Below are 14831 nucleotides of genomic sequence, written 5' to 3'. Positions count from 1 at the left end.
GGCGGCTAGCGTGGGTCCCGCCGGGGGACCGCCGGGCGAGGGAGCCCGTCGGCAGCGGCGGGCGCGAGGGGAGACGGAGACGATGGGGACGACGACGGTGGGGACGACGACGGTGGGGACGACGACGGAGCAGGCGCCGCAGACGGGACGGGCCGCCGACCGCCACGACCTGATCCGGGTCCAGGGCGCGCGGGAGAACAACCTCAAGGACATCAGCGTCGAGATCCCCAAACGCCGGCTCACGGTGTTCACCGGGGTCTCGGGGTCGGGCAAGAGCTCCCTGGTGTTCGCGACCATCGCCGCCGAGTCGCAGCGCATGATCAACGAGACCTACAGCGCCTTCGTCCAGAACTTCATGCCGACCCTGTCGCGCCCGGACGTCGACGTCCTCGAGGGCCTGACGACGGCGATCATCGTCGACCAGGAGCGGATGGGCGCCAACCCCCGCTCCACCGTCGGCACTGCCACCGACGCAAACGCCATGCTGCGGATCCTGTTCAGCCGCATCGGTGTTCCACACATCGGGCCGTCGACGGCGTTCGCGTTCAACGTGCCCACGCGCGTCGCGAGCGGGGTGATGCGCACGGACAAGGGCGGCCGTGAGGAGAAGAGCATCGTCCGCGACGCGGTCTACCAGGGCGGCATGTGCCCACGCTGCGAGGGCATGGGTGCCGTCAACGACTTCGACCTCACGGCGATCTACGACGGCAGCCGGTCGCTTTCCGAGGGTGCGCTGCTCGTCCCGGGCTACAGCATGGACGGCTGGTACGGCCGCATCTTCAGCGGCGCCGGCCTCCCCATGGACAAGCCGGTCGGCCAGTTCACCGCCAAGCAGCTCGACAAGCTCCTGTACGGCGCGCCCGAGAAGATCCGCGTCGAGGGGGTCAACCTCACCTACGAGGGCGTCCTGACCAAGGTGCAGAAGTCGATGCTCTCCAAGGACGTCGAGGCCATGCAGCCTCACGTCCGGCGGTTCGTCGAGCGGGCGGTGACGTTCACGACCTGCCCCGACTGCGGTGGCACACGGCTGTCCAAGGAGGCGCTGTCCTCGAAGGTCAACGGCAAGAACATCGCCGAGCTCTGCTCGATGCAGATCAGCGACCTCGCGCTCTGGCTCCGCGACCTCGAGGATGCGTCGGTGGCCCCGCTGCTGGGCGGCCTGCGGCACCTGCTCGACTCGTTCACCGAGATCGGCCTCGGCTACCTCTCGCTCGACCGGCCGGCCGGCACCCTCTCCGGCGGCGAGGCCCAACGCACCAAGATGATCCGCCACCTCGGCTCGTCCCTCACCGACGTCACCTACGTCTTCGACGAGCCGACGATCGGGCTGCACCCGCACGACATCGCGCGGATGAACACCCTGCTCCTGCAGCTGCGCGACAAGGGCAACACCGTCCTGGTCGTCGAGCACAAGCCGGAGACGATCACCATCGCCGACCACGTCGTCGACCTCGGCCCGGGCGCGGGCTCAGCCGGCGGCACCGTCTGCTTCGAGGGCACCGTCGACGGCCTGCGGGCCAGTGACACCACCACCGGGCACCACCTCGACGACCGCGCGACCCTCAAGGAGCAGGTGCGCGAGGCGACCCGGGTCATGGAGGTCCGGGGCGCGTCAACCCACAACCTCAAGGACGTCGACGTCGACCTGCCGCTCGGGGTGCTCTGCGTCGTGACCGGGGTCGCCGGCTCCGGGAAGAGCAGCCTGGTCCACGGTTCCATCGCCAAGCGGGACGGCGTCGTCGTCGTCGACCAGGGCGCCATCAAGGGGTCGCGCCGCAGCAACCCGGCGACCTACACCGGGCTGCTCGAGCCGGTGCGCAAGGCGTTCGCCAAGGCCAACGGAGTCAAGCCGGCGCTCTTCAGCTCCAACTCCGAGGGCGCCTGCCCGACGTGCAACGGCGCCGGGGTGATCTACACCGACCTCGGCGTCATGGCGACGGTGGAGTCGACGTGCGAGGAGTGCGAGGGCCGGCGGTTCCAGACCTCGGTGCTCGAGTACACCCTCGGCGGCAAGAACATCGCCGAGGTGCTCGCGATGCCGGTGACCGAGGCGGAGGCGCTCTTCGGCCCCGGCGGCGCCGCGGCTACCCCGGCGGCGCACAAGGTGCTGGTCCGGCTCGCCGACGTCGGGCTCGGCTACCTCACCCTGGGCCAGCCGCTGACCACGCTGTCCGGGGGAGAGCGCCAGCGTCTCAAGCTGGCGGCGCAGATGGCCGAGAAGGGCGAGGTCTACGTGCTGGACGAGCCGACCACGGGCCTGCACCTGGCCGACGTCGCCAACCTGCTCGCGCTCCTCGACCGCCTCGTCGACTCGGGCCTGTCGGTCGTCGTCATCGAGCACCACCAGGCCGTCATGGCCCACGCCGACTGGATCGTCGACCTCGGACCCGGCGCCGGCCACGACGGTGGCCGGGTCGTCTTCGAGGGCACCCCGGCCGACCTCGTCGCCGCCCGCTCCACCCTCACCGGCAAGCACCTCGCCGCCTACGTCGGCGCCTGACCGCGACCCGGGGGGATCTGGCCGGGGGGACGACAGACCCACACCCCAGGCCGCGACAACCGGATCATGCCCCGTCAGGACGCGGCCCAAACCCGGGTCGCGCCCCGCGACGGTCATAGCCCCCTATGCGCTGCGTCGCGGGGCGCAACAACCCCGGGGTTCCCCGCGCATCCGCAGGTCAAACCACCCGCCACGAATCCTCGGCCGAACGGATGACCCAGGTGGCCCGGCCTGGGGTCACGAAGTCGCGGGATGAGTCCGGTGCGGAGGGGGTCAGGTCCAGCCGGGGGTGTGCACCGGGCAGCGGTCCGGGGCGTGGGTGCTGTGGCGGCGTACGAGGGTGCGCACCGCCCACCGGATGCGGCGGCGCCCGATGACGAGCACCACCGCCACCCAGAACGCGACGGCCCACGGGCGCGGGCCGACCGGCGGGTGGGGAGGCTGGGCGTAGCCGCCCGCGTCGAGACCCGCCGACTGCTCGAAGTGGTTCTCCGAGCCGGGGTAGACGGTGCTGTCGACGAGGTAGGCGACCGGCAGCAGCCCGATGCCCCCGATGGTGCTGCACACCGCCCACTGGTCGACGTGCCTCGACTCGTGCCTGGCCAGCATCGCCGCGCGGACGGGGTTGATGCGCGGGGTGGGGGAGGACAGGAACACCTCGCCCACCATGCTGCCGGGGTGGTCCTTCGACTGCGGCACGAACGCCAAGGTGATCGGCGGGTCGCCCACGCTGCACAGGCCACGGCCACGCACCTCGGCGAAGGCCAGGGCCAGCCCACTGACCGGGGCCGTGAGCACCGAGCGCACCGTCGAGCGCAGCGAGCCCCGGCGCGGCACCTGCGGGTCGATGACGCGCCGCCCCTCGCTGATCGAGACGTCGGCCACGCAGGCCGGCAGCTCCCGGGCCTTCTGCGACGCGCGCAGCCCGAACCCCGTCACCGACAGCGCCGCCAGCAGCACCATGGCGACCAGCAGCCGCCGGTGCCTGCGCTGGCACAGGTCGCACGCCAGGACACGGCGCGGCCGCAGGAACCGCAGCCGCGGCAGGACGAGGACGAGGCCGACGATCCCGCCGCCGAGGAAGCCGACGACCGTCCACACGACCCGCATCCCTGGCGACGTCGGGCGCCGACGTCGCGCACGAGCGGGACTGTCCACTCACATCTCCGGGGAACGGACCCGCGACCGGGTCGACTCTGGCCCGCGGGGGCGTCGCGGACCCTCCCATGATCCCGCGCGCGCGGCGCCCCCACCAGTACCGCCCACCGTCCGAGCCGCCCACCTGCCGGGGCGGGGCTGCTCGGGTAGTTTCGCCAGAAAGGCACCGAACGAGGAGACGTCGCATGCGCGCACTGCAGTTCACGGAGTACGGAGGCCCCGAGCGGCTGGAGTGGGGGCAGGCTCCCGAGCCGCACGCGGGACCGGGACAGGTGCGCGTGGCCGTGCGCGCCGCCAGCGTCAACCCGATCGACGTGAAGATGCTGTCCGGTGCCATGGCGCAGGACGAGCGCCCCGCCCAGCCGGTGCTGCTCGGGTTCGACGCGGCCGGGGTCGTCGACGAGGTGGGCGACGGTGTCGAGGGAGCTGCCGTGGGCGACGAGGTCTTCGGCCGGGGCAGCGGCACCCAGGCCGAGCTCGCCGTGCTCGACGCGTGGGCGGCCAGGCCCCCGGGCGTCGACTGGGCCGTCGTGGCTGCTGCCGGAGTCGCGGGCGAGACCGCCGAGCGAGGGCTGCGGCTGCTCGGGGTCGAGGCCGGGACGACGCTGTTCGTCGACGGCGGCGCAGGAGGCGTCGGCGCGGTCGCCGTCCAGATGGCCGTGGCCCGGGGCGCCACGGTGGTGGCGTCGGCCAGCGAGGCCAACCACCCGCTGCTGCGCGACCTCGGCGCGACGCCGGTGCTCTACGGCGAGGGTGTGGTCGACCGCGTCACCGACGCCGCCGGTGGCACCGTGGACGCCATCTTCGACGTGGCCGGCAAGACGCCGGCGGAGGATCTGGTCCGGCTCGTCGTCGACCCGGCGCAGGTCGTCTCGATCGCCAACTTCGGCGCGGGCTCAGCCGGCGCCCGCGTCACCGGCGGTGGCGACGACAGCCGGCCGGCGGAGGCCCTGGCCCTCACCGCCTCGCTGCTGGCCGACGGGCGCCTGGAGATCCCGGTCCAGACGTTTGCCTTCGAGCACGCCGCAGACGCCTACCGCACCATCGCCACCGGGCACGTCCGCGGCAAGCTCGTGCTGGTGCACGCATGAGGTACACCAAGCTCGGTCGCACCGGCCTCGACGTCTCCGCGCTGGTCCTGGGCTGCATGAGCTTCGGCGACCCGCAGCGGGGCAACCACGCCTGGACCCTCGACGAGGAGGCCAGCCTGCCGCTCATCCGCCAGGCGCTCGACGCAGGCATCACCTTCTTCGACACGGCCAACGTCTACTCCGCCGGCAGCAGCGAGGAGATCGTCGGCCGGGCGCTGAAGGATCACGGTCGTCGCGACGAGCTCGTCATCGCGACCAAGGTGCACGGCCGGATGCACGACGGGCCCAACGGAGCAGGCCTGTCCCGCAAGGCGATCCTGTCCGCGATCGACGCCAGCCTGACCCGCCTCGGCACCGACTACGTCGACCTCTACCAGATCCACCGGTGGGACCCCCACACCCCGATCGAGGAGACGCTGGAGGCGCTGCACGACGTCGTGCGCGCCGGCAAGGCCCGCTACCTCGGCGCCTCGTCCATGTGGGCGTGGCAGTTCTCCAAGGCGCAGCACACCGCCCGCGCCCACGGGTGGACCCCGTTCGTGTCGATGCAGGACCACTACAACCTGCTCAACCGCGAGGAGGAGCGGGAGATGTTCCCCCTGTGCGCGGACGAGGGTGTCGGCGTGATCCCGTGGAGCCCGCTCGCCCGCGGACTGCTCACCCGCGAGTGGGGCACCCGCACCAGCCGCAGCGAGACCGACGAGTTCGGCAAGACCCTGTACGGCGACGACGACCGAGCCGTCGTCGACGCCGTGGGGCAGGTGGCCGAGGCGCGCGGCGTGCCGCGTGCGCAGGTCGCCCTGGCGTGGGTGATGCGCAACCCCGTGGTCACCGGCCCGATCATCGGCGCCACGAGGCCCGGCCACCTCCAGGACGCCGTGGCAGCGCTCGACCTGGTGCTCGACGACGCCGAGGTGGCCCAGCTCGAGGAGGGTTACCGGCCCCACGCACCCGCCGGCTTCTGAGGCGCGGGGTCCAGGGGCGCGGGGTCCAGGGGCCGGGGGAGCAGCCGGTCGAGGATGTCGGGCACCCCGACGACGCCGAGGGTGCCACCGGCCTCGTCGGTCACCACGAGCAGCTGGGTGCTGGTCTGGCGCATGTGGCCGAGCGCCTCGTGCACCAGGGCGCTGCCCGGCAGCGTCTCGGCGGGACGCACGACCTCCGCGACGGGCAGGTCCGGCGCCGCGGTGAGCACGTCCCGGACGTGCACCACGCCGCGTACGGCGCCGTCCTGGCGGACCAGCAGCCGTAGGTGCCCGGTCCGATGGGAGACCTCCCACAGGTCGCGTGCGGTGGCGTCGCCGTCGACGGCGGTGACGGGCGCGCCGGGCCGGAGGAGCTCGCCGAGCGTGAGCGTCTGCAGCTCGAGCGCCCCGGCGAGCTGGGCCGAGTAGCCGGTGTCCAGCACGCCCACCTGCGAGGAGTGCTCGACCAGGTGCCGCAGGTCCTCGGGGCTGCGTCCGGACACGACCTGGTCGGTGGGCTCGACGCCGACCCGCCGCAGGCACCAGTTGGCGACGGCGTTCAGGGCACGCAGCAGCGGACGGGTGAGCCACATGAAGCCGCGCATCGGCAGCGCCAGCAGAGTCGCCGACCGCTCCGGGTGGGAGATGGCCCACGACTTCGGCGCCATCTCCCCGACGACCAGGTGCAGGAACGTCACCACCAGCAGGGCCAGCACGAACGCCAGGGAGTCGGCCGCCCAGGTGGGCAGCGCGGTGGCCTCCAGCGGCGGCAGCAGCCAGTGGTGGACCGCGGGCTTGGTGACGGCACCGAGCGCCAGCGTGCACACGGTGATGCCCAGCTGCGACCCGGCGAGAAGCAGCGTCAGCTCGTGCGAGCTGCGCAGGGCGGCCCGGGCGGCGCGGCTGTGGTGCGCCGCATCCTGCAGGCGGTGCCGCTTCGCAGCCATCAGGGAGAACTCGACGGCCACGAAGAACGCCGAGAGGCCGATGATGGCGACGGTCGTGGCCAGGACGACCCACGGGTTGCTCACGACCGCTCCTCGGTCATGGCCGCGGCCGGGTCGGCCGCCTCCGCGATGCGGACCCGGACGGTCGCAGGCACGTGGCGCTGGACGGTCAGCACCTCCACGTCGGCGACGTACGGCGTCGGCTCGCCCTCGCCGGCCAGCTCGGCGGCGTCGAGGGGCAGAGGCACCACGACGTGCTGGCCCGGCCCTGGCAGGGCGCCGTGGTGGCCGATGACCAGTCCCGAGAGGGTCTCGTAGTCGCCCTGCGGCAGGTCCCGACCCAGGAGCCGCTCTGCCTCGTCGACGGGCAGGTCGGCGGCCAGCAGCCACGACCCGTCCGGCTGGGCCGCGGGGACCGCTACCCGGTCCACGTCGTGCTCGTCGGTGAGCTCGCCGACCAGCTCCTCGGCGCAGTCCTCGAGGGTGAGGATGCCGGCGAAGCTTCCGTACTCGTCGATGACGCAGGCCAGCTCACGGCGGCCGCCCACGAGGGTGCGCACGACGTCCGGCAGCGCCATCGACGCCGGCACGACGACCGGTGGCTGCATCAGGGCTGTCGCCGGGCGCCGGTCGTCCGAGGCCGTGGCCAGCACGTCGTGCAGCTCGACGACGCCGAGGACCTCGGTGCCCTCCGCGTCGAGGACGGGGTACCGCGAGTGGCCGGCTGCCATGAGCGCCCTGACGTCGGCGACGGTGTCCTCGGGGCCGACGACGTCGACCCGCACCCGGGGCACCATCGCGTGCCCGGCGTCCCGCGTGGGGAAGTCGAGGATGCGGTCGAGCAGCAGCGACAGCTCCGGCGACAGGTCGCCGGTCTCGCGCGACTCCGCGACGATGTGCTCGAGGTCCCGGGCGCTGGCCGAGTGCTCCACGTCGTGCACCTGCTCGATGCCGAGCAGTCGCAGGAGGGCCGTCGAGGCGCGGTCGAAGACGTGCACCAGCCAGCCGAACACGCCCAGGTACAGCGTCGTCGAGCGTCCCAGCCACAACGCCACCGGCTCGGGGCGGGCGATGGCGAGGTTCTTGGGGAACAGCTCGCCGAGCACCATCTGGACGACTGTCGAGAAGCCCAGGGCCACGACGGCGCCGACGGCCAGGCCCACACCGGTAGGCACGTCGACACCACCGAGCAGGTCCGACAGCGACTCGCCGATCAGCGGCTCGGCGACGTAGCCGACGACGAGGCCGGTGACGGTGATCCCGAGCTGTGCGCCGGACAGCATGAACGAGGTGCGCCGCGTGACCGCCAGGGCCCGCGCCGCCGCGGTGTCACCGGACGCCGCCCGCGCGGCCAGGCGGCTGCGGTCGACCGCGAGGTAGGCGAACTCCTGGGCCACGAAGTAGCCGGTGAGCGCGGTGATGAGCAGGACGACGAGGATCCCGAGGAGGAGGGACAGCACGGCGGTCACGCGTCAGCCCCGGTGCAGGAGGGATCGGACGGGGCGTCGCCGGGCTGTCCCGGCGGACTGGGGGGTTCCATGCGTCTCCGTGGTCGGCGGCCTGGGGCCGTGGGCTGGTCGCGTCAGGTGGCTCGCTGTGGCAAGAGGTCGTTCGCTGGGGCCAACGACGACCCCGGCGGTCCGGTTCCACCTAGGGTGGGCCGCACCGAGCGGCTCGTCACGGGACCGCCACGTCGACGACGACTCCCCACCACCTCCCGGAGGCACCGCATGGCCGTGCAGACCACCGACTTCTACGGGCTCGAGGATCTGCTCGACGACGGGGAGCGCGAGATCCTGCACCGGGTCAGGGAGTTCATGGCCCGCGAGGTGGCGCCGATCATCACGGACCACTGGGTGCGGGCGACCTTCCCCTTCGAGGTGGTCCCCGGACTGGCCGCGCTCGGCACCGCCGGGCTGGCCTCCGACGGCCCGGGTGGCGGACGTCGCCGCTTCCTGCTCGACGGCATGATCGCGATGGAGATGGCGCGGGTCGACCCGTCCATCGCCACGTTCCACGGGGTGCACAGCGGGCTGGCCATGGGGTCGATCCTCCTGTGCGGTTCACCGGAGCAGCAGGAGCGCTGGCTGCCCGCGATGGCGCGGTGGGAGAAGATCGGCGCGTTCGGGCTGACCGAGCCGGAGGCCGGCTCCGGGGCGGCCGGGGGCCTGACGACCACCGCCACCCGCGACGGCGACGAGTGGGTGCTCGACGGCGAGAAGAAGTGGATCGGCAACGCCACGTTCGCCGACCTGACGGTCATCTGGGCACGCGACACCGCCAGCGACGAGGTCCTCGGGTTCGTGGTCGAGAAGGGTGCGCCGGGCTTCACCACCGAGGCCATCGGCGACAAGATCGCCCTGCGCGTGGTGCAGAACGCGCACATCACCCTCGACGGCGTCCGCGTCCCCGAGGCCGACCGGCTGCAGGGCGCCCGCTCGTTCGACGACACCGGGCGGGTGCTGCGCGCGACCCGCGCCGGGGTCGCCTGGATGGCCGTCGGCTGCGCCCTCGGCGCCTACGAGCACGCCCTGGCCTACGCCAAGGAGCGAGAGCAGTTCGGTCAGAAGATCGCCGGCTTCCAGCTCATCCAGGACCTGCTCGTCCAGATGCTCGGCAACACCACCGCCTCGGCAGCGCTCTGCGTCCAGCTGAGCCGCCTGCAGGACGCCGGCGAGGAGACCGACGCGCAGGCCTCGCTGGCCAAGGCGTTCTGCACGGTGCGCATGCGCGAAACGGTCGGGTATGCGCGAGAGCTGTTGGGCGGCAACGGGATCCTGCTCGACCACCAGGTCGGGCGCTTCGTCGCCGACGCCGAGGCCATCTACTCCTACGAGGGCACCCGCGAGATCAACACCCTCATCGTCGGCCGGGAGATCACGGGCGTCGGCGCCTTCGTCTGACGAGGCGACCGAAATGGAGGCGATCCCCTCGACAAACCGGCGATTGCCGAGCTGGTCCGAGAGATACTGAAGGGGTGTACACCTCCGTGCTGGGTGGCCTACTCGTGGTCGTGGTCCTCGGCGCTACCAGCCTTTGGGTGCTGCAGGATGCCCGTTCACGGGTACGGCACCACCGACCAGTCGTCGCGACGTTCGGTGGTCTCACGGTGGAGAGGCCGGAAGTGTGGGCGGCCCTGTGCCTGCTGCTCGTGGTGCTGTTCCTGCCGCTCTACCTCGTGGCCCGGAGCGCGCAGTGAGCCAGCACGGCTCCTGCGCTTCCTCATCGGCCTGACCCCGCGGCAGCGGACGTCGCGCTCATCGTCATGACGTGTCCGGTCTCCGGCTGCACGGCCGTCCAGTGCTGTGGAGAGTCCACATGCGGTCACGAGAACAGGAGCACCGCGAGCAGAGAGATCCACACCACGAGCGCGACATAACCGGCTGCGAGGGCGCCGGCGAGAGTTCGGGAGGGCCGCGCCGTCGTCCCGAGGTCGCCCCCCAGCAGAAGGAGGCTGCTGGCTACACCCAGCCAGGCGACCGCGGGCCAGGTGCGGTCGACCACCATGAGGCCGCCGAGGACGAGTGCGCCGCCCATCAGCCCTGACCGGCCGGACAGCTTCGTGATCACCAGAAGCGGGACCCCTAGGACAGGCTGGGCGATGGCGAGCGTCATCCACCAGGCATGGCCGGTGGCGGGCCCGGGCCAGAAGCCGGCATACGTCGCCCCGACGAGCAGGAGCAGCGCGACGTCAACGGCTCGGACGCCGCGCAACGCGTCGCGGGGGGTGACCCGGTACCGCGCGTTGAACCCGAAGAGAACCGTCAACCAAGGGGACCACCGGGCACGGCCCAACGCCATGCCTGGGACCCCCGCGAGCAGTGTGGCGGCCGCGAGCACCGCAGCCATGCCGCCGAGCACACGGATCACGGCGGTCCTGCGCCTTGGGCTGCCAAGTAGTGGCGCACAGTTCGCCGCCAGCTCAGCGCCGACCGGACTCGATGTACCGCTTGAGCCCCTCCCAGTTGCGACGCTCCCATCGCGGTCCGATCAGGGCCAGTACTGGCGTCAGGAACTTGCTCGGTCCGGTCAGTCTCATGTCCCAGTCCCACCACATCAGTGTCCCGTCACCCTGGGCGCTGAAGTGGAGCATGCCGTCGACCTGCATGTACGACGACCGGATGACGTTGTGCAACTGGTGCGGCCTGTCGTACTCCAGCACCTCGACCGTCATGACACCTTTGGCGCCTGCTCCCACGGGTTGTGCGGCGAAGCGTGAGCCCTTTCCGATCGAACCACCGGTCAGCTGCTCGGCGTGAGCGATCCTCGGGTTGTACTTGGGCTCGTTCCGTTCGTCGGCGACCACGTCGAACACCTCCTCGACGGGAGCGTCGATCGCGACCTCACCGCGGATGTGCACCATCGCGTACTCCTTCACGTTGAGCCCGCGTCAGGTCGTCTGGCCTGCCCGGACGACCTGGAAGACCGGATGGTCCGCTGGGGCAGGCATCTGGGCGAAGCACCTGTCCACGGAGTGGCCGGCGACCGCGCGGTACCGCGCGATGATGGCTTCTCGCTGCTCGGGTGGGACCTCGCTCGCGTTGAAGTTCTCGGCGTGACCCTTTCGGCTCAACGCGCCTCTTCCGGCAGCTCTGAGGTTGCGCACCCAGTCGGACTCGCCGTACGGGGACACAAGATAGTGCTTCTCACCGATATCGACGGGGATGACCGGACCTTGCGAGGTCTGCCAGTGCGACGACCGGTGACGGTGAGCGTGGCGACGCCGCGTCCGCCGAGCCGCATGGCCAGCGGATTGGCAACGTGCCGCGTCAGTGGCGGCGGCTTCAGGTATGCCATGGTGACTCCCTCCCGATGATGCATCGGCATCGTCTCCCCGGCGCGAGAGCGCTGCGCAGTGCCGGAGGTCCTGCTCCTTGCTGGAGCGGGCGGCTGGCCGGCGAGTACAGGACCTTCGCCCCGGTGGCGCTGCCAGCGGCCGCAGGCACGCTGTTGACATGAGTGCGCCACCGACCGGACCGTCCGGACCGCGCGAACAGGGATCAACCGCTGCAGCCCGCACACAGGCTGTCCCACGGCTGCTCATGGAGCAGTTCTCGCCTCACTTCGACATTGCCGTCGTGCACTCCGAGGTCTTCCGGGCAGTCCCTGCCGACTGCTACCGGGCTGCCACGCAGGTGGACCTCTTCGAGGCCCCCTTGGTTCGGGCTCTGCTCGGCATCAGAGCCCTGCCACGACATGTCGCGGGAAGGCTGAAGGTGCGCCCCTCGGCGACTTCGGCTCGAAGCACATCGCCGCCCACCTTTCGGCTCAAGGACTTGGTCGGTCTGGGTTGGATCCTTCTCGGTGAGACACCAGGTGTCGAGATGGTCCTCGGTCAGGTGAGCCGCCCCTGGAGGGCGGTCGCAGACCCCGCCGACGCACCGACCGCGCCAGATGGGTTCACCCACTTCGACGAGCCGGGGTACGCCAAGATCACCGCCGGCCTGAGGATCGATCCCTACGGGAACGACTCATCGATCCTGACGATCGAGACACGGGTGGCCCTGACGGACGAGGAGAGCCGGCGCCGATTCAGGCGGTACTGGCTCCTGATCGGCCCCTTCAGCTCCTTCATTCGCCGCATGGCGTTGCGCCTCGTGGCGACCGAGCTCGACAGGGGACGTCCGGTCGTCGGTCGGGACATCCGGAACTCAGCAGGTCCGGTGCACGCGCAGACAGGCGGCGAGCAGTCTCAACAGCAAGACACCCAATGAGGTGCGACGGACCGGTCAGCGCGGGTAGCTGGGGTCGACGTCGTCGGTCTCGATGTCGACCGGGTCGTCCTTCTGGGGGCCGTCGGCGAGGGGGAGCGTGATGGAGAAGACCGACCCGCCGCCGGGCCGTGGTGCGTAGCCGACCTCACCGTGGTGCGCGTGGGCGATGGAGCTGACGATCGTGAGGCCGAGGCCGGTGCCCTGGATCGCCTCCGACTGGGCCGTGCTCGAACGGAAGAAGCGCTCGAACAGTCGGTGGGCCTCCGCCTCGGGGACCCCCATACCGGTGTCCTCGACGGCGATCCGCACCTCACCGATGTCCACCCGGAGGCGGACCGTGACCTCGCCGCCTGCAGGCGTGAACTTGATCGCGTTGGAGATGAGGTTGATCAGGGCCCGCTCGAGCTGGGCCGCGTCGCCGAGGACGTGGAGGCTCCCGCTCGGCGCGGCGACGGCGAGCCGCAGGCCGGCGTCGAGGGCCTGCTTCTCGAGGGACTCGCAGGCCGCCCAGGCGCAGGACCGGACGTCGACCCGGCCCAGGGTGAAGCTGAAGCTCCCGGCGTCGACCCTCGACACGACCAGGACGTCCTCGATGAGGCTGAGCAGGCGACCGGCGTTGCGCTGCACCTTCTCCACCATGCCGAGCTGCAGCCGGTCGAGGTCTCCCGCGTCGCCGGTGGCGAGCATCTCGGCATAGCCGATGACGCTGGTGATGGGGGTCCGCAGCTCGTGGCTGATGTTGGTGACGAAGTCGTCCTTGGCCTGGTCGAGCTCGGTGAGCCGCTCGACCGCGCGGCGCTCCTTCTCCAGCGCGGAGCGCAGCTGCTCCTCGGCGGACCGGCGCTCGGTGACGTCGACGAGCTGGGCGGTGTAGAGGTCGGCGGAGTACTCGATGAGGGGGGAGAGGGTGACCTCGAGCCAGGCGTGCGAGGGGGGTGCGACCCGGACCTCGCCCTGCCACCCGGTGGCGTCGGGCGGGAGCGGGCCGTGGACCGGGGCCGGCAGCACGTCGTCCACCAGCCGTGCACTCGCGGGGTCGAGCAGCTGCGACCAGCTCTGGCCGAGCAGGTCGTCCTCCGTGCGCCCGTCGCCACCGGTGAGCAGCCGCAGCGCCACGGCGTTGATCTCGACGACGCACAGGGCGTGCTCCTCGCGCTTGAGCAGCAGCATCCCGACGCGGGCACCGTTGAAGCCGTGGCGGAACAGCGCCTCGCTGCGCTGCAGCTCGGTCATCGTCTCCTGCCGCTGGCGGATGGCGACCGACAGGGGCAGCACGAGCAGGGCCGCGCACACGACGAACGCCTGGACCAGCATCGAGACGACCTCGGGTGGCCGGCCCGCCGAGATGTGCGCGAAGGGCCCGCCACCCAGCGCGCTGAGCACGGTGGCGAGGACGCCGGCCGTGACGAGCTGGGCGTACACGGTGCGCTGGCCCATGCGCACGGCGCCCCACATCAGCGGGACGAAGGGCACGAAGGCGAGAGGGAGGCTCTGCCGCGGCGCGAACACGGCGACGACCACGGCGACCAGGACCAGCCACTGCGCGACGCGCTCGGCGCGGCGCCGCTCCGGCGCGGGTGAGGACCCGAGGAACCAAGGGAGCACCAGCAGGAGGGCGGCGGCGTGCGACGCGCCCACCGCACGGCCGACGGCGAAGAGGTCGGCGCCCTCGCTCACCGCAGCCGTGACCCCGGCGCCGACGGCGATGACCGCCGCACCGGCGGCGCAGGCCTGCAGGAACTTGCCGAGCCCGGCCATGCTGGCCAACGTCGAGCGAGCGCCCCCGGCGCGCAGGAGGAGCAGCGTGACGACCACGGTCTCGAGGAGGTTCGACACGGCATACCCGATGGACACCGCGAGCGTGCGGTCGCCGAGGAGGTTGGCGACCACGGAGATGGCGAGCAGCCCGAGGGCCATGAGCCAGCGCCGCGTGCCGCGCGTCCACAGGAGGGCGACGACCGACAGGCCCGACGCCGGCCACCACGCGGCCACGTGAGAGCCGGCCGGGGCCAGGACCACGGAGGTCGTCATCAGTGCGAACACGCCGGCCAGCAGCACCACGAACGTCAGCACGTCACGGGTCGCGGCGGGCAGGGACCAGTACCAGCCCTGCATGCCGTGCTGCCCGGCCGACCCGGTCGGAGGCTTCGTCGCCGGCGCGCCGCGCTCGACGAGGCGCGGCGAGGCGGGGCGCTCCGGTACGGGGCCCTCCGTGGTGGGGCGCTCGACGCGGCGCTCGGTGGAGGGGCGCCTCACCCGGCGCTCAGGGGTGGGGCTCACCGGCGGCGACCCGTCCTCGAGGTGACGGAGCCGCACGCGAAGGACACAGCTGACACCGGACTCCTCGGATCACCCCTCGTGGACGCGGGCCAGTCTGCCGCACCACCACCATTCGGGCGGTCATTTCCGCGGTTGCGTCCACTAGGTTCGGGACCGGGCCAGGCGCAGGCGCCGGC

At 71.9% G+C, this 14831-nt stretch carries 12 protein-coding genes; 6 read left to right on the top strand and 6 right to left on the bottom strand.

Annotated elements, in window-relative coordinates; genetic code table 11:
- Nucleotides 1-82: 82 nt before the first annotated feature.
- On the top strand, nt 83-2500 hold the full coding sequence (locus AB4Z02_RS04680) for an ATP-binding cassette domain-containing protein (protein ID WP_441969668.1): 2418 nt from the start codon (nt 83-85) through the stop codon (nt 2498-2500).
- A gap of 273 nt (nt 2501-2773) precedes the next feature.
- Here the strand turns inward: AB4Z02_RS04680 and AB4Z02_RS04675 are convergent, their stop codons facing one another.
- Entirely contained in the window at nt 2774-3601 is an 828-nt protein-coding gene (locus AB4Z02_RS04675; RefSeq protein WP_441969666.1) for a hypothetical protein, read from the bottom strand.
- 242 nt (nt 3602-3843) lie between these two features.
- Between AB4Z02_RS04675 and AB4Z02_RS04670 the strand changes: the two genes are divergently transcribed.
- Together AB4Z02_RS04670 and AB4Z02_RS04665 are read left to right on the top strand one after the other, a co-directional pair.
- Nucleotides 3844-4749 (top strand): NADP-dependent oxidoreductase, encoded by a 906-nt coding sequence (locus AB4Z02_RS04670; RefSeq protein ID WP_441969664.1) that lies wholly within the window; start codon nt 3844-3846, stop codon nt 4747-4749.
- Nucleotides 4746-5714 (top strand): aldo/keto reductase, encoded by a 969-nt coding sequence (locus AB4Z02_RS04665; protein ID WP_441969662.1) that lies wholly within the window; start codon nt 4746-4748, stop codon nt 5712-5714. The genes AB4Z02_RS04670 and AB4Z02_RS04665 overlap by 4 nt, the downstream gene beginning before the upstream one ends.
- Here AB4Z02_RS04665 and AB4Z02_RS04660 read toward each other — a convergent pair.
- Nucleotides 5684-6745 carry a hemolysin family protein gene (locus tag AB4Z02_RS04660; RefSeq protein ID WP_441969660.1) on the bottom strand — a complete coding sequence of 354 codons (1062 nt, stop codon included), beginning with the start codon at nt 6743-6745 and terminating at the stop codon, nt 5684-5686. The two genes, AB4Z02_RS04665 and AB4Z02_RS04660, sit on opposite strands and share 31 nt — an antisense overlap.
- Nucleotides 6742-8130: a hemolysin family protein gene (locus AB4Z02_RS04655; RefSeq protein ID WP_441969658.1), complete on the bottom strand. Its 1389-nt coding sequence runs from the start codon at nt 8128-8130 to the stop codon at nt 6742-6744. Before AB4Z02_RS04655 ends, AB4Z02_RS04660 begins: the two co-directional genes overlap by 4 nt.
- Before the next feature lie 261 nt (nt 8131-8391).
- Here AB4Z02_RS04655 and AB4Z02_RS04650 point away from each other — a divergent pair, with 261 nt between their 5' ends.
- The gene (locus AB4Z02_RS04650; RefSeq protein ID WP_156400070.1) at nt 8392-9564 is read left to right on the top strand and encodes an acyl-CoA dehydrogenase family protein; all 1173 of its coding nucleotides are present in this window, start codon (nt 8392-8394) and stop codon (nt 9562-9564) included.
- A gap of 74 nt (nt 9565-9638) precedes the next feature.
- On the top strand, nt 9639-9860 hold the full coding sequence (locus tag AB4Z02_RS04645; RefSeq protein ID WP_441969656.1) for a hypothetical protein: 222 nt from the start codon (nt 9639-9641) through the stop codon (nt 9858-9860).
- A 125-nt stretch (nt 9861-9985) separates the two neighbouring features.
- On the opposite strand, the gene AB4Z02_RS04640 is transcribed toward AB4Z02_RS04645, so the two are convergent.
- A complete protein-coding gene (locus AB4Z02_RS04640) occupies nt 9986-10531 on the bottom strand; it encodes a hypothetical protein (RefSeq protein WP_441969654.1) in 546 nt (181 codons plus the stop codon).
- A 52-nt stretch (nt 10532-10583) separates the two neighbouring features.
- Complete coding sequence (locus AB4Z02_RS04635; protein ID WP_441969652.1) at nt 10584-11024, bottom strand: SRPBCC family protein; 441 nt, start codon at nt 11022-11024, stop codon at nt 10584-10586.
- A gap of 679 nt (nt 11025-11703) precedes the next feature.
- On the opposite strand from AB4Z02_RS04635, the gene AB4Z02_RS04630 reads away from it, so the two are divergent.
- Nucleotides 11704-12375: a hypothetical protein gene (locus tag AB4Z02_RS04630; RefSeq protein ID WP_441969650.1), complete on the top strand. Its 672-nt coding sequence runs from the start codon at nt 11704-11706 to the stop codon at nt 12373-12375.
- A gap of 15 nt (nt 12376-12390) precedes the next feature.
- Here AB4Z02_RS04630 and AB4Z02_RS04625 read toward each other — a convergent pair whose 3' ends face one another.
- The gene (locus AB4Z02_RS04625; protein WP_441969648.1) at nt 12391-14655 is read right to left on the bottom strand and encodes an ATP-binding protein; all 2265 of its coding nucleotides are present in this window, start codon (nt 14653-14655) and stop codon (nt 12391-12393) included.
- Nucleotides 14656-14831: the final 176 nt, after the last annotated feature.

It is taken from the genome of Pedococcus sp. 2YAF34 (assembly GCF_052114585.1).
In the GTDB taxonomy this organism is placed as follows: Bacteria; Actinomycetota; Actinomycetes; order Actinomycetales; family Dermatophilaceae; genus Pedococcus.
The sequence above is the reverse complement of the archived record's forward strand: the minus strand, read 5'-3'. Positions and strand labels throughout refer to the sequence as shown.